This is a genomic window from Streptomyces echinatus, assembly GCF_014203595.1.
In the GTDB taxonomy this organism is placed as follows: domain Bacteria; phylum Actinomycetota; class Actinomycetes; order Streptomycetales; family Streptomycetaceae; genus Streptomyces; species Streptomyces echinatus.
Genome location: NZ_JACHJK010000011.1, coordinates 243,778 through 263,013, shown reverse-complemented (window position 1 = coordinate 263,013; position 19,236 = coordinate 243,778). Strand labels below are relative to the sequence as shown.

Below are 19,236 nucleotides of genomic sequence, written 5' to 3'. Positions count from 1 at the left end.
AGCTGGGACCCACCGGAGGACGATCCGGAATCCCCAGCGACCATCCCGGCGCGCTCCCCTCGCTTGCCTTGCGGCACGAGGGGTTTTTTGTTGCACGAGTGCCTTTCGTGCAGCGCTCGAACTCCGCCCAAACCTCGCAAAAACCCTCAGCATCGAGAAGAGAATGCCGATGACCGAGCAGGCCACCGGGGCCCACCATCCGCAGCCGCGGCCCCGTTCCGGAGGACAGCAGTCCGCCCCCGTCGAGCACGTCACGGGCGCGCAGTCCCTGATCCGCTCCCTCGAGGAGGTCGGCGCGGACACGGTGTTCGGCATTCCCGGCGGCGCGATCCTGCCGGCGTACGACCCGCTGATGGACTCCACCCGGGTGCGCCACGTCCTGGTCCGCCACGAGCAGGGCGCCGGCCACGCGGCCACGGGTTACGCGCAGGCCACCGGCAAGGTCGGCGTCTGCATGGCGACGAGCGGCCCCGGCGCCACCAACCTGGTCACGCCGATCGCCGACGCGCACATGGACTCCGTGCCGCTGGTCGCCATCACCGGCCAGGTCGCCTCCAAGTCGATCGGCACGGACGCCTTCCAGGAGGCGGACATCGTCGGCATCACCATGCCGATCACGAAGCACAACTTCCTCGTCACCAAGGCCGAGGACATCCCGCGGGTCATCGCGCAGGCGTTCCACATCGCCTCCACCGGACGCCCGGGCCCGGTCCTGGTCGACATCGCCAAGGACGCCCTCCAGGCGAAGACCACCTTCACCTGGCCGCCCACCATGGACCTGCCCGGCTACCGCCCGGTGACCAAGCCGCACGCCAAGCAGATCCGCGAGGCGGCCAAGCTGATCACCTCCGCCCGGCGGCCGGTCCTCTACGTCGGCGGCGGCGTCATCAAGGCGCAGGCCACCGCCGAGCTCAAGGTCCTCGCCGAACTCACCGGAGCGCCCGTCACCACCACCCTGATGGCGCTCGGCGCGTTCCCCGACAGCCACCCGCTGCACGTGGGAATGCCGGGCATGCACGGTGCGGTCACCGCCGTCACCGCGCTGCAGAAGGCCGACCTGATCGTCGCCCTCGGAGCCCGCTTCGACGACCGTGTCACCGGCAAGCTGGACAGCTTCGCCCCGTACGCCAAGATCGTCCACGCCGACATCGACCCGGCCGAGATCGGCAAGAACCGCGCCGCCGACGTGCCGATCGTCGGCGACGCCCGCGAGGTCATCGCCGACCTGGTCCAGGCGGTGCAGAAGGAGCACAGCGAGGGCCACAAGGGCGACTACACCGCCTGGTGGAGCGATCTGAGCCGCTGGCGCGACACCTACCCGCTCGGCTACGACCAGCCCGAGGACGGCTCCCTGTCCCCGCAAGCGGTCATCGAGCGGATCGGGCAGCTCGCCCCCGAGGGCACGATCTTCGCGGCCGGTGTCGGCCAGCACCAGATGTGGTCCGCGCACTTCATCCAGTACGAGCAGCCCGCCACCTGGCTGAACTCCGGCGGCGCCGGAACGATGGGCTACGCGGTCCCGGCCGCCATGGGTGCCAAGGCGGGGCAGCCGGACCGCACCGTCTGGGCGGTCGACGGCGACGGCTGCTTCCAGATGACCAACCAGGAACTGACCACCTGCGCCCTGAACAACATCCCGATCAAGGTCGCCATCATCAACAACGGCGCCCTCGGGATGGTCCGCCAGTGGCAGACCCTCTTCTACAACCAGCGCTACTCCAACACCGTGCTGCACAGCGGTCCGGAGGCCGACGGCAAGCAGCCGAGCGCCGGCACCCGCGTCCCCGACTTCGTGAAGCTGTCGGAGGCCATGGGCTGCCACGCGATCCGCTGCGAGCGCCCGGAGGACCTGGACAAGGTCATCCAGGAGGCGAACTCCATCAACGACCGCCCGGTCGTCGTCGACTTCATCGTCCACGAGGACGCGATGGTGTGGCCGATGGTCGCCGCCGGCACCTCCAACGACGAGATCATGGCTGCCCGGGACGTCCGCCCCGACTTCGGCGACAACGAAGACGACTGAGCGAGAGAGACGAACGAGAAATGTCCAAGCACACGCTCTCCGTCCTGGTGGAGAACACGCCGGGCATCCTGGCCCGGATCGCCGCCCTCTTCTCCCGCCGCGGCTTCAACATCGACTCGCTCGCGGTCGGTGTCACCGAGCACCCCGACATCTCCCGCATCACCATCGTGGTGGGCGTGGAGGACCTGCCGCTGGAGCAGGTGACCAAGCAGCTCAACAAGCTCGTCAACGTGCTGAAGATCGTCGAGCTGGAGCCCGGTCAGGCCGTGCAGCGCGAACTCGTTCTGGTGAAGGTCCGCGCCGACAACGAGACCCGCTCCCAGATCGTGGAGATCGTCCAGCTGTTCCGCGCCAAGACCGTCGACGTCTCCCCGGAGGCCGTCACCATCGAGGCCACCGGGTCCAGCGACAAGCTGTCCGCCATGCTCAAGATGCTGGAGCCGTACGGCATCAAGGAGCTGGTGCAGTCCGGCACGATCGCGATCGGCCGCGGCGCCCGTTCCATCACGGACCGCTCGCTGCGCGCGCTCGACCGATCCGCGTAAGGCTGGATACGGGCGGTCGGTGAATCCCCGGCCGCCCGTATGCCGAGATCCTGAATCTTCCTTCCCCCTCACCGTCATACGGTGGGACGCACCATCTGCACACCAAGGAGAGAACCCAAAGTGGCCGAGCTGTTCTACGACGCCGACGCCGACCTGTCCATCATCCAGGGCCGCAAGGTCGCGGTCATCGGATACGGCAGCCAGGGCCACGCCCACGCGCTGTCGCTGCGCGACTCGGGTGTCGACGTGCGTGTCGGTCTGCACGAGGGCTCCAAGTCCAAGGCCAAGGCCGAGGAGCAGGGCCTGCGCGTGGTGACCCCGGCCGAGGCCGCCACCGAGGCCGACGTCATCATGATCCTCATCCCGGACCCGATCCAGGCCCAGGTCTACGAGGAGTCGATCGCCCCGAACCTGAACGACGGCGACGCGCTGTTCTTCGCGCACGGCTTCAACGTCCGCTTCGGCTTCATCAAGGCCCCGGCAGGCGTCGACGTCGCCCTGGTCGCCCCCAAGGGCCCCGGTCACCTGGTGCGCCGCCAGTACGAGGAGGGCCGTGGCGTCCCCGCGATCGCCGCGGTCGAGCAGGACGCCACCGGCAACGCCTTCCCGCTGGCCCTGTCGTACGCCAAGGCCATCGGCGGCACCCGCGCCGGCGTCATCAAGACGACCTTCACCGAGGAGACCGAGACCGACCTGTTCGGCGAGCAGGCCGTGCTGTGCGGCGGCACCTCCGCCCTGGTCAAGGCCGGCTTCGAGACCCTGGTCGAGGCCGGCTACCAGCCGGAGATCGCCTACTTCGAGTGCCTGCACGAGCTGAAGCTGATCGTCGACCTCATGTATGAGGGCGGCCTGGAGAAGATGCGCTGGTCCGTCTCCGAGACCGCCGAGTGGGGCGACTACGTCACCGGCCCGCGCATCATCACCGACGCCACCAAGGCCGAGATGAAGCAGGTCCTCGCCGAGATCCAGGACGGCACCTTCGCCCAGACCTGGATGGACGAGTACCACGGCGGTCTGAAGAAGTACAACGAGTACAAGCAGCAGGACTCCGAGCACCTGCTGGAGACCACCGGCAAGCAGCTGCGCAAGCTGATGAGCTGGGTCGACGAGGAGGCGTAAGCCTCGCGGACAGGGGCCGGGGCGGATCGCTCCGGCCCCTGTTGTCCACCCCGTCCAGCCCCGGACGGGTGATCCTTCCGCGGAGGCGCAATACGGCCCCCGCAACGCCACTAGACTGCTGCACAACACGCGTCAGGCCCACAGCGTCGTGCGTCTTCCGCGGCTAGCCCCCCTCCTCCGCCTGCGGCCGTCGGGACGGCCGTCCGCATCGCACCTGTGAGGACTCACGTGAGCTCGAAACCTGTCGTACTCATCGCTGAAGAGCTGTCGCCTGCCACCGTCGACGCACTTGGTCCGGACTTCGAGATCCGGCACTGCAACGGAGCGGACCGCTCCGAGCTGATCCCGGCCATCGCCGATGTGGACGCGATCCTGATCCGCTCGGCCACCAAGGTCGACGCCGAGGCCGTCGCCGCCGCGAACAAGCTCAAGGTCGTCGCCCGGGCCGGTGTCGGCCTGGACAACGTCGACGTCTCCGCCGCCACCAAGGCAGGCGTGATGGTCGTCAACGCCCCGACCTCCAACATCGTGACCGCCGCCGAGCTGGCCTGCGGTCTCCTGCTCGCCACCGCCCGCAACATCCCGCAGGCCAACGCCGCGCTGAAGAACGCCGAGTGGAAGCGCAGCAAGTACACCGGCGTCGAGCTGGCCGAGAAGACCCTCGGTGTCGTGGGCCTCGGCCGCATCGGCGCCCTGGTCGCGCAGCGCATGTCCGCCTTCGGCATGAAGGTCGTGGCCTACGACCCCTACGTGCAGCCCGCGCGGGCCGCGCAGATGGGCGTCAAGGTGCTGTCGCTGGACGAGCTGCTGGAGGTCTCCGACTTCATCACCGTCCATCTGCCCAAGACCCCCGAGACCCTCGGCCTGATCGGCGACGAGGCGCTGCGCAAGGTCAAGCCGAGCGTGCGCATCGTCAACGCGGCCCGCGGCGGAATCGTCGACGAGGCGGCGCTGTACGCGGCGCTGAAGGAGGGCCGGGTCGCCGGCGCCGGCCTCGACGTGTACGCCAAGGAGCCCTGCACCGACTCCCCGCTCTTCGAGCTGGACCAGGTCGTGTGCACCCCGCACCTGGGCGCGTCGACGGACGAGGCCCAGGAGAAGGCCGGCATCGCCGTCGCCCGCTCCGTCCGCCTCGCCCTCGCCGGCGAGCTGGTGCCGGACGCCGTCAACGTCCAGGGCGGTGTCATCGCCGAGGACGTCAAGCCGGGCCTGCCGCTCGCCGAGCGCCTCGGCCGCATCTTCACCGCGCTCGCCGGTGAGGTCGCGGTCCGCCTCGACGTCGAGGTCTACGGCGAGATCACCCAGCACGACGTGAAGGTGCTGGAGCTGTCCGCGCTCAAGGGTGTCTTCGAGGACGTCGTCGACGAGACGGTGTCGTACGTCAACGCCCCGCTGTTCGCGCAGGAGCGCGGCGTCGAGGTCCGGCTGACCACCAGCTCGGAGTCGGCCGACCACCGCAACGTGGTGACCGTGCGCGGCACGCTGGGCGACGGCGAGGAGGTGTCGGTCTCCGGCACGCTGGCCGGCCCGAAGCACGTGCAGAAGATCGTCGCGGTCGGCGACTACGACGTCGACCTCGCGCTCGCCGACCACATGGTCGTGCTGCGCTACGAGGACCGTCCGGGTGTCGTCGGCACCGTCGGCCGCATCCTCGGCGAGGCGGGTCTCAACATCGCCGGCATGCAGGTCGCCCGCGCGGCGGCGGGCGGCGAGGCGCTGGCGGTGCTGACCGTCGACGACACGGTGGCCGCCGGTGTACTGGCCGAGGTCGCCTCCGAGATCGGCGCGACGTCCGCCCGCTCGGTGAACCTGGTCTGACGACGCGGCTCCGGGGGCTGCCGCCGCCGGATCCGCTTCGGGCCCTCGCCCGGGCCCGTACGCACGAACGCCGGACAGGCTGAGAGATCTCAGCCTGTCCGGCGTTCTGCCGCTGTCCCGCTTCCCGGTCCCGCTTCCCGGTCCCGCTTCTCGGTCCTAGTTCTCGTCCTCCCGGATCTCGACCTTCCGCAGCGTCACCGCCGCGCCCACCGCCGCCAGCGCCGTCAGCACCGCTCCGGCGATCGCCGCGGCCTGGAAGCCGCTGGTGAACGCCTCCCGGGCGGAGGCGACCAGGGACTCACCGGCCCCGCCGGGCAGGTGCGCGGCCGTGAAGAGGGCGTCGCCCAGGGTCTCGCGGGCCTCGGCCGGAGCGGTGGACGGCATCTCGTGGCGGTAGACCGCCGTACCGATGGAGCCGAGGACGGCCATGCCGAGGGCGCCGCCGAACTCGGTGCTGGTCTCCAGCAGGGAGGAGGCCGTGCCCGCCCGCTCCACCGGTGCGCTGCTCATGGCCAGGTCGACCAGCTGGGACGTGATCGCGACCATGCCGCAGGCGAGGACGCCGGCCCCGGCCAGCACCAGCCACAGCGAGTCGGTGCCGATGAGGGTGAGCGTCGAGTAGCCGGCCGCCATGGCGACGAAGCCGCCGGCGACGACGTACCCGCGGTTGACGCCCCGCTGGACGAGCAGTGCGGTGACCGGACCGGCGAAACCGATGAACACGGAGGGCAGCAGGCTCCACAGGGCGGCCGCCAGCGGGGTCTTGCCGAGGACCGACTGCAGGTACTGCGTGGTGAAGATGGCCGAGCCCAGCATGGCGAGCGCGGCGACGAGGTTCAGGACCAGCGCCGGGGCGAAGCCGTGGCCCTTCAGCAGGGCCGGCGGGATCAGCGGCGAGGCGCTGGTGCGCTGCCGGCGGACGAACAGCGCCGCGAAGAGCAGACCGACGGCGACCGAGACGACGTACAGCGGGTGCCAGCCCTCGGTGGGGATCTCCTTCAGGCCGTAGATCACGGGGAGCACGGCGGCCAGCGACAGCGGGACGCTCAGCCAGTCGAAGCGGCCGGGCTCGGGGTTCCTCGACTCGGGCAGCAGCACCGGGCCGAGGACGAGCAGCAGCGCCATCGCGGGCAGGTTGACCAGGAAGACCGAGCCCCACCAGAAGTGCTCGACCAGGACGCCGCTCATCACCGAACCGAGGGCGATGCCGCCGGTCATCACGCCGGACCACAGGCCGATCGCCTTCGCCCGCTGGGCGGGGTCGGTGAACATCGTGCGCACCAGCGCCATCGTGGACGGCATCAGGGTCGCGCCGCCGATGCCGAGGATCGCGCGGGCCGCGATCAGGGTCTCGGCGCTATTGGCGTAGGCCGCGAGGAGCGAGGCGCCGCCGAAGGCGGCGGCGCCCATGAGCAGCAGCCTGCGGCGGCCGATGCGGTCGCCGAGCGAACCCATGGTCATCAGCAGGCCGGCCAGGACGAAGCCGTAGACATCGAAGATCCACAGCTGCTGGGTGCCGCTCGGGTGCAGGTCCGCGCTGATCGCGGGGGCCGCGAAGTACAGGACGGAGACGTCCATCGAGACCAGCAGCAGCGGCAGCATCAGCACGCCCATGGCGGTCCACTCGCGGCGTCCGGCGCGGCCGGGGGCGGCGCTGCCGGCGCCGACGGGGTTGGTGGTGCTCGTCGAGTTCTCCATGCCGAGAACTGTACGGACGTCTTAGACGCTTGTCTAGAACGAATGTATAAGTCATTCGTCTAGGACAGTTGTATGGACGCCGGGTAGGCTGACCGCATGGGACACCGTGAGGATCTGCTCGAAGGCGCCAAGCGCTGCCTGCTGGAGAAGGGGTTCCTGCGCACGACCGCGCGGGACATCGTCAAGGAGTCGGGCACCAACCTGGCGTCGATCGGCTACCACTACGGGTCGAAGGCCGAGCTCCTGGTGCAGGCGTACATCGCGTTGATCGAAGGCGTGGGGGAGCGGTTCGACCCGGGGCTCGGCGGGCAGGTCACGCAGCCTCCCGGGTCGCTGGAGCGCTTCGAGGAGGTGTGGGCCAGCATCATCCGCACGGTGCCCGAGTCGCGGGCGATCTGGCTGCTGAGCTTCGAGCTGATGTTCCAGGACGAGCGCCTGGAGGAGGTGCGCAAGCTGCTCGCCGAGGCGCAGCGGGACGGCCGCGCGGGGCTCACGGCCCTGTTCGGCGGCGTCCCGGAGGCCGACCTCGACCCGGAGGCGGTCGAGACCGAGGGCCGCCTCTACCAGACCCTGCTCAACGGCCTCATGGTCCAGTGGCTCTTCGACCCCGCCTCGGCGAGCACCGCCGAGCAGCTCACGGAGGGGCTGCGGCGGGTGATGCGGGGAGCCGCGAAGAGCTGACCCGGCCCTCCGCGCGGGCGCCGGAAGGCCCGTGTTGCGGCCGGTCCCCGGGCGCGGAAGAGTGAGCCCATGGGCCGGACCCCGCTCCCGGAACCCCGTTCGCGATGGCCGTGACCGAGACCTCGACCCCGGTGCTGATCGTCGGCGGCGGGCCGGTCGGGCTCACCGCCCGGGCCCTGCTGGCACGCTGGGGCGTACCGGCGCTGCTGGTCGAGAGGCACGCGGAGTTGTCGCCCTTCCCCCGCTCCCGGCTGGTCAACGTGCGGTCGATGGAGATCTACCGCCGGCTCGGACTCGCCGACCGGATCACCGCTCGCGCGTTCGCGCCGGAGTACGGCCGGGTCCGCTTCCGCGACACCCTGCACGGCCGTGACTTCGCCACGGCGGCGATGGCCGGGGTCCGTGCGCCGGTGCCCGAGAGCCCCGTGACCGGCGTGGTCACCTCGCAGGACCGGCTGGAGCCCACCCTGCTCGGCGCGGCGGACGCGCCGGTCCGGTTCGGGGCGGAAGTCGTCGGCCTCACCGAGGAGCCGGACGGCGTCGTGGCCCTGCTCGACGGGCGGGGGCAGGGCGCCGCGAGCCGCGTCCGCGCCCGTTACGTCCTCGCCGCCGACGGGGCGAACTCCACGGTCCGGCAGCTGCTGGGGATCGGCACCACCGGGCCGGGGGCGCTGGGCGGCTTCACCACCGTCGTCTTCGACGCCGACCTCGGCCGCTGGTGCGCCCGGCAGCCGGCCGGCGTCTACTTCACCGCGCACGGCTCCTTCGCCCCGCTCTACCCCGAGGGCGGCTGGGCCTGGTTCGGCCCCACGCCCGAAGACGCCGCGCACGCCGACTGGTCCGGCATCGTCACCCGCGCCCTCGGCCCGGACGCCGGCGTACGGGCGGAGGTGGTGCGCGTCCAGCACTGGGTGATGAACGCGTTCGTCGCCGACCGCTTCCGCCACGGGCGGACCCTGCTGGCCGGTGACGCCGCGCACGCGGTCCCGATCATCGGCGGGCTCGGCATGAACGCGGGGCTCGCCGATGTGCACAACCTCTGCTGGAAACTGGCGGGAGTGCTGCACGGCTGGGCCGGACCGGGCCTGCTGGAGACCTACGGAACGGAACGCCTGCCCGTCGCCCGGGCGACACTCCGTCAGGCGGTCGCCAACGCACGCCTCCTGGGACGCGTGCAGAGCCGCCGCCGGGAACAGCTCGGCAGCGGTGCGGCGGACTCGGACGCCGTGGAGACGCCCTGGTCGGAACGGTACTTCGCGCAACTCGGCCTCGTACTCGGCGTCACCTACCGCTCCACCGCCGTCCTCCCCGACCCCGACCCGGCCACGGCCCCGGAAACGGACACCGGCACGGACGACCCCACAAACCCGCGCCCGGACACCGGAAGGGGCGACACCGGAGCCCCGGAGGCCGGCACCCGCACGTACGCCGCCGCCGACCCGGAAACAGACAGCGGCACGGACGGCGCCGCCGACCCGGAGGCCGGCACCGGCACGGACGGCTCCGCGGAGGCCGGGGCAGGCAGCGGCACGGACTACGTCCCCACCGCCGAGCCGGGGCGGCGCATGCCGCACCTCTGGCTCGCGCCCGGCCGCTCGACCCTCGACACCTGCGGCGAGTGGTTCACCCTGCTCACCCCGGACCCGGCCGGCTGGACGCGACACCCCGGCGCCCCCTGGCCGCTGCGCGTCGAGCGGCTGCCCGGCGAGCACGCCCGCCGCTGGGGCCTCGGCCCGCGCGGCGCACTGCTCGTCCGCCCCGACGGCCACATCGGCGCCCGCTGGCCCGAGCGCCCGGCCGGCGCCGCCGGCCTCCGCCACGCCCTCGCCGCGATCACCGGTTCGCGGGCCGCCCGGCCGTGATCCGCGAGCCGCTCACAGCCGCGCCCGCTTCAACGCCATGTGCAGCAGCAGCCGGTCCTCCCCGTCGTCCAGGTCGAGGCCGGTCAGCTGCTCCACCCGGGACAGCCGGTAGTACAGGGTCTGGCGGTGGACGCCCAGCTCGGAGGCGGTGCGGCCGGCCTGGCCCGCGCAGTCGAGGTAGACCTCGGCCGTCCGGGCCAGCTCCCGGTGGGCGGGGGAGAGCAGCGGGCCGACCACGCGGTCGTGCGCGGCCTCCGGCGGAAGTGCGGTCAGCAGCCGGTACGGCCCGATCCGCGCCCACTGGGCGATCGGCCCGAACCGCGGCTCGGCCAGCGCGGCGCGCGCGGCGGCCGACGCCTCCAGCCAGACCGCGTCCAGCTCGGCGAGTCCCGTGCGGGGCTCGCCGACCCCCGCGGCGCAGGCGCCGGCCCGGACGTCGGAGGCGAATCCCGCGGCGACCGCCGCCGCCACCCGGGCCCCGGCCCCGCGCGCCGTTCCGGCCGCCGCCCCGCGGGCCGCCTCGGCCTCCTTCAGCAGCCGCGCGGCCGCCGCCAGTGCCGGCGTGCCGGTCTCCGTGGTCCGCAGCCGGACCAGCAGTGCCAGGCTCTGCCCCGTCGCGCCCCACGGCAGCGTGCACAGCGCCGCGGCGTGGGGGATCGTGCGGGCCGCGGGGGCGTCGTCCGGGTCGGCCGACGGCCAGGGGGCGACACAGACCAGCGTGAGGGGGCCGTCGGCGCGGGGGCCGAGGGCGGTGCGCAGGTCGGCCACCGCCATGTCCCGCTGCCAGCCCCGTTCCGCGGTGAGCACCGCCCGCAGCTCCCGGCTCAGCCCCGCCCCGGCCTCCGCCTCGTCCGCGAGCAGCGCCCCGATCCGGCCCGCCACCTCCATCGCGGCGGCCAGCTGCGCGTCCGTCGGCCCCGGATCGCCGTCCAGGAGCCAGACGTAGCCGAGAACGACACCCCGGTGCCGTACCGGCAGACAGATCCGGCCGCGGTAGACCCCGGCCTCCGTGCTCGGCGGGATCCGCACCGGGCCGGTCGCGCGCGTGATGCCGAAGCCCTCGAACCAGGACCGGACCGTCGCCGTGGAGCGCCGGGTCAGGATCGAGCGGGTGCGCACCGGGTCCAGCGCGGAGGCGTCCAGCTCGTCGTCGCTGTCGTACGCGCCGAAGGCGATCAGCTCGAAGTCGCGGTTCTCCAGGGTCGCCGGGACGCCCAGCAGCTCCGAGATCTCGTCCACCAGCTCCTGGTAGTCCGCCTTGTATTCCGCCGCCACTCGGGCATTCTCCCCCATTTCCCGGCGTCCTTCATACATCTGTCTGAGATCCCGGGCACGGATGCGTGACAGCTGTCGATGGCCCAGGATCGGAGAGATCCTTAGGTTTCACGGTGGTTCTCCGTGCCGTACCCGAATCGTCGGGTGGCGGCCGTTTTGGTCCTTGTCTGTGGAGGTGCCCCGTGCTGGGTCCCGTGATTCTCGCCGCGTCGCGCAGCGACCGGATGCGACGCCTGATCTCGGCGGCCCCGGTGACCAAGCAGGTCGTCGACCGCTTCATCCCCGGCGAGACCGTGGCCGACATCGTCCCGATCGTCAAGGATCTGACGGACAAGGGCCTGGAGCTGACGATGGACGTCGTCGGCGAGGACATCACCACCCCCGAGCAGGCCACCCACGCCCGCGACGCCTACCTGGCGCTGATCGACCACCTCAAGGAGCTGGAGCTCGGCGAGCGGGTCGAGATGTCGGTGAAGCTGTCCATGTTCGGGCAGGCGCTGGAGGGCGGCCACGAGCTGGCCCTCGCGAACGTCCGGCCGGTCGTCGAGGCCGCCGCCGCCATCGGTACGACGGTCACCCTGGACGCCGAGGACCACACCACCCTGGACTCGATGTTCGCCATCCACGAGGAGCTGCGGAAGGACTTCCCGGGGACCGGCTGCGTCATCCAGGCCTACCTGTTCCGCACCGAGGCCGACGCCCGCCGCCTGGCGGAGTCCGGCAGCCGCGTGCGTCTGGTCAAGGGCGCCTACAAGGAGCCCGCCGAGGTCGCCTACCAGCAGAAGCACGAGATCGACAAGGCCTATGTGCGTGTCCTGAGGACCCTGATGGAGGGCGAGGGCTACCCGATGATCGGGTCGCACGACCCGCGCCTGATCGCCATAGCCCAGGAGCTGGCCCACAAGGCCGGCCGCAAGCTCGACGAGTACGAGTTCCAGATGCTGTACGGCATCCGCGGCGACGAGCACCTGCGGCTGGCCGCCGAGGGCCACCGCATGCGCGTCTACACCGCGTACGGCACGGACTGGTACGGCTACTTCATGCGCCGTCTCGCGGAAAAGCCGGCCAACCTGCGGTTCTTCGTCCGCAGCATGATCACCAAGGGCTGACCCGAACACCCGCTCACGTACAAGGAGTCAAGGATCTCATGGACGCTGTGACCCAGGTCCCCACCCCCGTCAACGAGCCGGTGCACGGCTACGCCCCCGGCTCGCCCGAGCGCGCCCGCCTGGAGGTCAAGCTCAAGGAGCTGGCCGAGAACCCGATCGACCTGCCGATGACCATCGGCGGCGAGAAGCGGATGGGCGGCGGCGAGACCTTCCAGGTCGTCCAGCCGCACAACCACAAGGCCGTCATCGGCACCGGCCGCCACGCCACCCAGCAGGACGCGCAGGACGCCGTGGACGCGGCCCTCGCCGCCGCCCCGGCCTGGCGCGCCATGTCCTTCGACGACCGCGCGGCGATCATCCTGCGCGCCGCCGAGCTGCTGTCCGGCCCGTGGCGCGAGACCATCGCCGCCTCCACCATGCTCGGCCAGTCGAAGACCGCCCAGCAGGCGGAGATCGACAGCCCCTGTGAGCTGGTCGACTTCTGGCGCTTCAACGTCCACTACGCCCGCCAGATCCTGGCCGAGCAGCCCCCGGCGAACTCCCCGGGCGTGTGGAACCGCATGGACCACCGCCCGCTGGAGGGCTTCGTCTACGCGATCACGCCGTTCAACTTCTCGGCGATCGCGGCCAACCTGCCCACCGCCCCCGCCCTGATGGGCAACGTGGTGGTCTGGAAGCCGTCCCCGACCCAGACCCACGCGGCCGTCCTGCTCATGCAGCTGCTGGAGGAGGCGGGCCTGCCCAAGGGCGTCATCAACCTCGTCACCGGTGACGGCATCGAGGTCTCCAAGGTCGCCCTCGAGCACCGCGACCTCGCGGGCATCCACTTCACCGGCTCGACCAAGACCTTCCAGCACCTGTGGAAGACGGTCGGCAACAACATCGAGAAGTACCGCTCCTACCCGCGCCTGGTCGGCGAGACCGGCGGCAAGGACTTCCTGGTCGCCCACCCGAGCGCCGACCGCGCCGTGCTGAAGACCGCCCTGACCCGCGGTGCCTTCGAGTACCAGGGCCAGAAGTGCTCGGCCACCTCCCGCGCCTACATCCCGGCCTCCATCTGGAACTCGGGCTTCAAGGAGGAGTTCGCGGCCGAGGTCGACTACCTCACCATGGGTGACGTCACCGATCTGTCGAACTTCATCGGCGCCGTGATCGACGACCGCTCGTTCGCCAAGAACAAGGCCGCGATCGACCGCGCCAAGCAGGACCCGACCTGCACGATTGTGGCCGGCGGCACCTACGACGACTCGGTCGGCTACTTCGTCCGCCCGACCGTCGTCGAGTGCACCGACCCGGAGAACGAGGTCTTCACCACCGAGTACTTCGGCCCGTTCCTCGCCGTGTACGTCTACGAGGACGACCAGTACGACGAGATGCTGACCCAGATGGAGTCGGTCTCGGACTACGCGCTCACCGGTTCGGTCATCTCGAACGACCGCGCGGCCGCCGCGTACACGATGGAGAAGCTCCGCTACGCCGCGGGCAACTTCTACATCAACGACAAGTCGACCGGTGCCGTCGTCGGCCAGCAGCCCTTCGGCGGCGGCCGGGCCTCCGGCACCAACGACAAGGCCGGCGCCCCGCAGAACCTGATGCGCTGGACGCTGACCCGCGCCATCAAGGAGACCCTGGTCGCGCCGACCGACTACGGGTACCCGCACATGGGCTGACCAGCCCCGCGATCTCGGGCCGGGAGGACTGCCACGAGCAGGCTTCCCGGCCCGTTTCCATGCCCGGGGGCTTCCCCGCCCGCCGTCGGGTCAGAGGTTCCGGCCGAGGAACTCCCGCATCAGCCCGGCGATCTGGTCCGCGTGGGTCTCCAGGGCGAAGTGGCCGGTGGGCAGGAGGTGGATCTCGGCCTCCGGGAGGTCCCGCCGGAAGGCCAGCGCCCCCTCCGGCACGAAGATCTCGTCGTGCGCGCCCCACACCGCGAGCAGCGGGACCCGGCTCTCGCGGAAGTAGGCGTGGAAGGCCGGGTACAGCGCGAAGTTGGCGCCGTAGTCGGAGATCAGGTCGAGCTGGATCTCCGCCTGGCCGGGCCGCGCGATCCGGGCGGTGTCGTGCTCGTAGGCGTCCGGGCTGACCAGGGTCGGGTCCTGGACCCCGTGCAGGTACTGCCACTTGATGCCGTCAGGGGAGTAGATCTCCCGTACCGGCGCCTCGGTCTCGGGCGTCCGCTTCTCGATCAGTGCCAGCACCGGCGCCCAGGCCTCGGCGCCGAGCCCCTCCTCGTAGGCGTTGCCGTTCTGCGTGACGATCGCGGTCACGCGGCCGGGATGGGCTAGGGCGAGGCGCAGACCGATCGGGGCGCCGTAGTCCTGGATGTAGAGGGCGTACCGCTCCAGCCCCAGCAGCTGCGTGAACTCGTCGGTGACCGAGGCCAGTTCGTCGAAGGTGTACGGGAACGCGGAGGGGTCCGGCATCGCCGAGCGGCCGAAGCCGATGTGGTCCGGGGCGATCACCCGGTACCGGTCGGCGAGGAGCGGGATCAGGTCGCGGAACATGTGCGAGCTGCTCGGGAAGCCGTGCAGGAGCAGCAGGACCGGGGCGTCGGCGGGGCCGGCCTCGCGGTAGTGCACGTCGAGGCCGCGGACGGTCAGGTTGCGGTGGTGGACCTGGTGCGTGGGCATGACGGCAGTCCAGCACACCCACCCCTAACCGGTCAAGAGAGTTTTAACAGTTAGATGCGGCGGGTGGGTGCGACACTGGACGGCATGACCCCTCGCCTCCGGCTCGCCCACACCGCCGACCTCGAAGCATCCGAACTCCGCGCCGTCCGCGCCCTGTTGGACGCCGCTTTCGACGGGGACCTCTCCGACGAGGACTGGGAGCACGGGCTGGGCGGCCTGCACGCGCTCGTCCATGACGAGGCGGGCCTCGCCGCGCACGGTGCGGTCGTGATGCGCCGGCTGCGGCACCGGGGGCGCTGGCTGCGCACCGGGTACGTGGAGGCCGTCGCCGTCCGCGCCGACGTGCGGCGCACCGGACTCGGCGGGCGGGTGACGGCCGAGCTGGAGCGGGTGATCGGACGCGCCTACGACCTCGGCGCGCTGTCCGCCAGTGAGGACGGAGCCCTGCTGTACGAGGCCCGGGGGTGGCAGCGGTGGCCCGGACAGGTGCACGCCCTCTCGCCGGACGGGATCGTCCGGCTGCCGGACGAGGAGGGGGGCGTGTATCTGCGGCCCGGGCTCGCCGGACCGCTCGACCCGGCCGGCGAGCTGGTCTTCGACTGGCGGGACGGGGACGTCACCTGAGGACGGGTCAGGAACCGGCGCGGACCAGGATCTTGCCGGTGTTGCCGCCGCGCAGCATCAGCAGGAACGCCTCCACGATCCGCTCGAACCCGTCGATCACGGTCTCGTCGGCGGCCAGCGCCCCGCTGCGCAGGTGCGGCACCGCGAAGTCGTACAGCTCCTCCTGGGCGTCCTGGTAGTCGCTCACCAGGAAGCCCTCGATGCGCAGGCTCTTCTCCACCACGTCGGCGTGGTCGAACAGCACCGGGGGCGCCTCCGGGGTGTTGTACTGCCCGATCGTGCCGACCCGTACCACCCGGCCGCGCGTCCGCAGCGCGCCGATCGCCGCGCCGAGATGGTCGCCGCCGACGTTGTCGACGAAGACGTCCAGACCGGTGGGCGCGGCCTCGGCGAGGAGGTCCGCGACCGGACCGGTGCGGTAGTCGAAGGCGGCGTCGTAACCGACGTGGTCCCTTAGGTACGCCGCCTTCCCGGGCGTGCCGGTGCTGCCGATCAGCCGGCCCGCGCCGAGCAGCCGCGCGAACCGGCCGGTCGCCGTGCCGACCCCGCCCGCCGCGCCCGAGACGAACAGGTCCTCGCCCTCGCGCAGCCGGGCGATCCGGGTCAGGGCGACGTACGCGGTCAGGCCCGTGCCGCCGAGCACGCTCAGGTACGCCGAGAGCGGGACGCCCGGATGGGACGGGATCCGGCGGATCTCCTCCGGGCGTACCACCGCGTGGGTGCGCCAGCCCTGTCGGTGCAGGACGATCTGTCCCTCGGCCAGGGACGGGCTGCGGGAGTCCACCACCCGGCCCAGCGTGCGGCCCTCCAGCGGGGCGTCCAGCTCGAAGTCCCCGTCCATCATCTCCCGGTGGTACGGGTCCACCGACCAGTACAGGTTCTCCACCAGGACGGTGCCCGGGGCCGGCTCCGGGACCGGGGACTCGGCGAAGCGGAAGTGGCCGGCCGTCGGGAAGCCGGCGGGGCGGGCGGTCTGGTGCACGGTGAGCGCGGTCTCGGTCATGGCAGTGACCGTAGGCAGGAATGCGCGCGGCGGGCAGAGGGTTGGGTTCATGGAACGCGCCGGCCCATGAACCGGCCGCATAGATGCAGGTGGGAGACCCTCGTGGCAGCTGCCGACCTCGCCCCTCAGGAGCTGCGTGTCCTCGTCGCCGTGGCCGACGAGGGCGGTTTCTCCAGCGCCGCCGTACGGCTCGGGGCCACCCAGTCCGCGGTCTCCCACGCCGTCCGCGGCATCGAACGCAAGCTGGGCGCGGTGCTGTTCGAGCGCGGCCGGTTCGGTGCCCGGCCGACCCCCGCCGGGGAGCGCGCGGCGGCCCACGCCCGGCGCGTGCTGCGCATGCTGGAGGCGATGGCGGCCGACGTCCGGGGCGCGGACACCGGCGAGATCGCGGGCCGGCTGCGGATCGCCGCGTTCCGCAGCGCGGCCCTCCATCTGCTGCCGCCGGCCCTGGAGCGGCTGGCCGCCCTGCACCCGGGCGTCGAGGTGACCGTCGCCGTCGTACGGGAAGTCGGGCCCGGCACCGCGGGCGAGGTCGCCGCCGGACGGGCCGACCTCGGCATCGCCACCTTCGGCGACACCCCGGCCCTGCCCGCCGGACTGATCGGCGGGGTGCTGCTGGAGGAGCCGTACTCCCTGGTGCACCCGGCCGGGAACCCGGCCCCCCGGACGCTGCCGCTCGTCGACTGGACGGAGAACTGCGGCTCCTACACCCGCGACTGGTGGGCCGCCCAGGACTGGATCCCGGCGGCGACCGTCACCGCCGAGGACGACGGAGCCGTGCTGGCGATGGTGGGCAGCGGACTCGGCATGGCGATCATGCCCGCGCTCTCCCTCGCCGCAGCCCCGCCCGCGGTGGAGATCACCGACCTCGGGCCGGGACGGCCGTACCGGTCCATCGGGTACGCGACCACACCGGAACTGGCCGCCACCAGCGCCGTACGGGCCCTGATCCGCATCCTGCGGTCCCTCGGCCGGAGTACCCCCGAACGCGCGAAAGCCCAGCTCAGGGCGGTGTGATCCAGCCCGCCGTCTCAGATAGTAGGAAGTCCGAGTAATTGGGCAGACAGACGCGGGCCGCTCCCTTAGCTTGGGAGGAGCCGAACGTCTCGCTCGATCCAGCGAATGGCGGTCGTGAGCCGGGCCCTGTGCAGGTAACCCCTGCGCCCGACGCTCCCCGCCCCTCCGGCGTCTCGCACCCCTCAAACCGCCGCGCTCCGCGTTCATGCCGAAGGAGTCGATTCCCATGGCCGAGACGACCGTCCGCCGCCGAGTCCGCCACGCGACCCGCGCCGGCGAGTCCGACCGCAAGAACGCCGCCGCCGCCCTCCAGCGCGCCCTGGACCGCCGGGACAACGGCGGCGAGACCGGTCACTGAGCCGGACGGCCCGCCGGACGCCGCGCCGCACGGGATGCGGCGCGGCCCGCACCGCCGCACCGCTCCCGGGCCGAAGTCCGGCACCCCTCCCACGCACGGGTGAACATGAGCCGGCGGACGGACGCCCGCGACCCGTCCGGGTGTCCGCATGACGGACAGTGCGTGTCATCCCATGGGACGAGGAGTAGGGTGCCGACATGTCTCGCAGCATCAATCTCGCAGTGATCCCCGGTGACGGCATCGGCCAGGAGGTCGTGGCCGAGGGTCTCAAGGTCCTCTCCGCCGTCCTGCCGCAGGATGTGAAGCTGGAGACCAAGGAGTTCGACTTCGGCGCCCGGCGCTACCACGCCACCGGTGAGACCCTCACCGACGGCGACCTGGAGCAGCTCAAGCGGCACGACGCCATCCTGCTCGGCGCGATCGGCGACCCGTCGGTGCCCTCCGGCGTCCTGGAGCGCGGCTTCCTGCTCAAGCTCCGCTTCGCCTTCGACCACCACGTCAACCTGCGCCCGTCGAAGCTGCTCCCGGGTGTCGCCACCCCGCTCGCCGGCCAGCCGGAGATCGACTTCGTCGTCGTCCGCGAGGGCACCGAGGGCCCGTACACCGGCAACGGCGGCACGATCCGCAAGGGCACCGAGCACGAGGTCGCCACCGAGGTGTCCGTCAACACCGCCTTCGGTGTCGAGCGCGTGGTCCGCGACGCCTTCGCCCGCGCCCAGGCCCGCCCCCGCAAGAAGCTGACGCTGGTCCACAAGAACAACGTGCTGACCTTCGCCGGCCACCTGTGGACGAACATCTTCAACAAGGTGGCCGAGGAGTTCCCCGAGGTCACCACCGACTACATCCACGTCGACGCGGCGACGATCTACCTGGTCACCGACCCCGGCCGGTTCGACGTCATCGTCACCGACAACCTCTTCGGCGACATCATCACCGACCTCGCCGCGGCCGTCTCCGGCGGCATCGGGGTGGCCGCGTCCGGCAACATCAACCCCGGCCGCGAGTTCCCGTCCATGTTCGAGCCGGTCCATGGCTCGGCCCCGGACATCGCAGGCCAGGGCAAGGCCGACCCCACGGCCACCGTCCTGTCCGTCGCCCTGCTGCTGCGCCACCTCGGCTACGACAGCGAGGCCGACCGCATCGATGCGGCGGTCACCGCCGACCTCACCGAGCGTGCCGGCAAGCCCGCCCGCTCCACCTCCGAGATCGGCGACGCGCTCGCCGTACGCGTAGCCGGCTGACCCGCCGCGCTACCACCCAGCCGCCGGGTCGCAACCGCACCCGGCGGCTTTTCCTGTGCCTTGCCGGGTGCCACCATCAACCCTGGACCGCTTCACCCTGTTTCCGTCCGCTACCGCCGCCGCGCGATAATCGAACGCGGAGCCGCGATATGAGGGAATGCTCGGACGTCCTAGCACCGACGACCGGCAGTACAGGCGTGACCGCGGCCCGTCACTACAACCGGTGAAGGACA

16 protein-coding genes are annotated in these 19,236 nt (G+C 71.7%); 12 read left to right on the top strand and 4 right to left on the bottom strand.

What is annotated here, in order from left to right; genetic code table 11:
* Positions 1 to 169: 169 nt before the first annotated feature.
* The 4 genes from FHS34_RS28465 to serA all read left to right on the top strand — a co-directional run bounded on the left by FHS34_RS28465 (position 170) and on the right by serA (position 5,505).
* Complete coding sequence (locus tag FHS34_RS28465) at positions 170 to 2,023, top strand: acetolactate synthase large subunit (RefSeq protein WP_184970541.1); 1,854 nt, start codon at positions 170 to 172, stop codon at positions 2,021 to 2,023.
* A gap of 20 nt (positions 2,024 to 2,043) precedes the next feature.
* Positions 2,044 to 2,568: an acetolactate synthase small subunit gene (gene ilvN / locus FHS34_RS28460; RefSeq protein WP_184970539.1), complete on the top strand. Its 525-nt coding sequence runs from the start codon at positions 2,044 to 2,046 to the stop codon at positions 2,566 to 2,568.
* A 120-nt stretch (positions 2,569 to 2,688) separates the two neighbouring features.
* Positions 2,689 to 3,687, top strand: coding sequence for a ketol-acid reductoisomerase (ilvC, locus tag FHS34_RS28455; RefSeq protein ID WP_184970531.1), 999 nt, complete (start codon positions 2,689 to 2,691; stop codon positions 3,685 to 3,687).
* Between the two features lie 228 nt (positions 3,688 to 3,915).
* Positions 3,916 to 5,505 carry a phosphoglycerate dehydrogenase gene (gene serA / locus FHS34_RS28450; protein ID WP_184970529.1) on the top strand — a complete coding sequence of 530 codons (1,590 nt, stop codon included), beginning with the start codon at positions 3,916 to 3,918 and terminating at the stop codon, positions 5,503 to 5,505.
* Between the two features lie 156 nt (positions 5,506 to 5,661).
* On the opposite strand, the gene FHS34_RS28445 is transcribed toward serA, so the two are convergent.
* Positions 5,662 to 7,203: an MFS transporter gene (locus tag FHS34_RS28445; protein WP_184970527.1), complete on the bottom strand. Its 1,542-nt coding sequence runs from the start codon at positions 7,201 to 7,203 to the stop codon at positions 5,662 to 5,664.
* Between the two features lie 96 nt (positions 7,204 to 7,299).
* On the opposite strand from FHS34_RS28445, the gene FHS34_RS28440 reads away from it, so the two are divergent.
* Positions 7,300 to 7,884, top strand: coding sequence for a TetR/AcrR family transcriptional regulator (locus tag FHS34_RS28440; protein WP_184970525.1), 585 nt, complete (start codon positions 7,300 to 7,302; stop codon positions 7,882 to 7,884).
* 104 nt (positions 7,885 to 7,988) lie between these two features.
* On the top strand, positions 7,989 to 9,746 hold the full coding sequence (locus FHS34_RS28435) for an FAD-dependent monooxygenase (protein WP_225817637.1): 1,758 nt from the start codon (positions 7,989 to 7,991) through the stop codon (positions 9,744 to 9,746).
* A 12-nt stretch (positions 9,747 to 9,758) separates the two neighbouring features.
* Here FHS34_RS28435 and FHS34_RS28430 read toward each other — a convergent pair whose 3' ends face one another.
* Positions 9,759 to 11,021, bottom strand: a complete 1,263-nt coding sequence (locus FHS34_RS28430; RefSeq protein ID WP_184970523.1) for a PucR family transcriptional regulator — start codon at positions 11,019 to 11,021, stop codon at positions 9,759 to 9,761.
* Positions 11,022 to 11,203: 182 nt separating this feature from the next.
* On the opposite strand from FHS34_RS28430, the gene FHS34_RS28425 reads away from it, so the two are divergent.
* Together FHS34_RS28425 and pruA are read left to right on the top strand one after the other, a co-directional pair.
* Positions 11,204 to 12,130, top strand: a complete 927-nt coding sequence (locus FHS34_RS28425; RefSeq protein ID WP_184970521.1) for a proline dehydrogenase family protein — start codon at positions 11,204 to 11,206, stop codon at positions 12,128 to 12,130.
* 38 nt (positions 12,131 to 12,168) lie between these two features.
* Entirely contained in the window at positions 12,169 to 13,800 is a 1,632-nt protein-coding gene (gene pruA, locus FHS34_RS28420; RefSeq protein ID WP_184970519.1) for an L-glutamate gamma-semialdehyde dehydrogenase, read from the top strand.
* Between the two features lie 90 nt (positions 13,801 to 13,890).
* Here the strand turns inward: pruA and FHS34_RS28415 are convergent, their stop codons facing one another.
* A complete protein-coding gene (locus tag FHS34_RS28415) occupies positions 13,891 to 14,760 on the bottom strand; it encodes an alpha/beta fold hydrolase (RefSeq protein ID WP_184970518.1) in 870 nt (289 codons plus the stop codon).
* A gap of 84 nt (positions 14,761 to 14,844) precedes the next feature.
* Between FHS34_RS28415 and FHS34_RS28410 the strand changes: the two genes are divergently transcribed.
* A complete protein-coding gene (locus FHS34_RS28410) occupies positions 14,845 to 15,384 on the top strand; it encodes a GNAT family N-acetyltransferase (RefSeq protein ID WP_184970516.1) in 540 nt (179 codons plus the stop codon).
* 7 nt (positions 15,385 to 15,391) lie between these two features.
* Here FHS34_RS28410 and FHS34_RS28405 read toward each other — a convergent pair whose 3' ends face one another.
* Positions 15,392 to 16,387: an NADP-dependent oxidoreductase gene (locus FHS34_RS28405; RefSeq protein ID WP_184970514.1), complete on the bottom strand. Its 996-nt coding sequence runs from the start codon at positions 16,385 to 16,387 to the stop codon at positions 15,392 to 15,394.
* 102 nt (positions 16,388 to 16,489) lie between these two features.
* Here FHS34_RS28405 and FHS34_RS28400 point away from each other — a divergent pair, with 102 nt between their 5' ends.
* The 3 genes from FHS34_RS28400 to FHS34_RS28395 all read left to right on the top strand — a co-directional run bounded on the left by FHS34_RS28400 (position 16,490) and on the right by FHS34_RS28395 (position 19,003).
* A complete protein-coding gene (locus FHS34_RS28400; protein WP_225817638.1) occupies positions 16,490 to 17,404 on the top strand; it encodes a LysR family transcriptional regulator in 915 nt (304 codons plus the stop codon).
* A gap of 226 nt (positions 17,405 to 17,630) precedes the next feature.
* Positions 17,631 to 17,762 (top strand): hypothetical protein, encoded by a 132-nt coding sequence (locus FHS34_RS43530; protein ID WP_263978439.1) that lies wholly within the window; start codon positions 17,631 to 17,633, stop codon positions 17,760 to 17,762.
* A gap of 197 nt (positions 17,763 to 17,959) precedes the next feature.
* Positions 17,960 to 19,003, top strand: coding sequence for a 3-isopropylmalate dehydrogenase (locus FHS34_RS28395; protein ID WP_184970510.1), 1,044 nt, complete (start codon positions 17,960 to 17,962; stop codon positions 19,001 to 19,003).
* Positions 19,004 to 19,236: the final 233 nt, after the last annotated feature.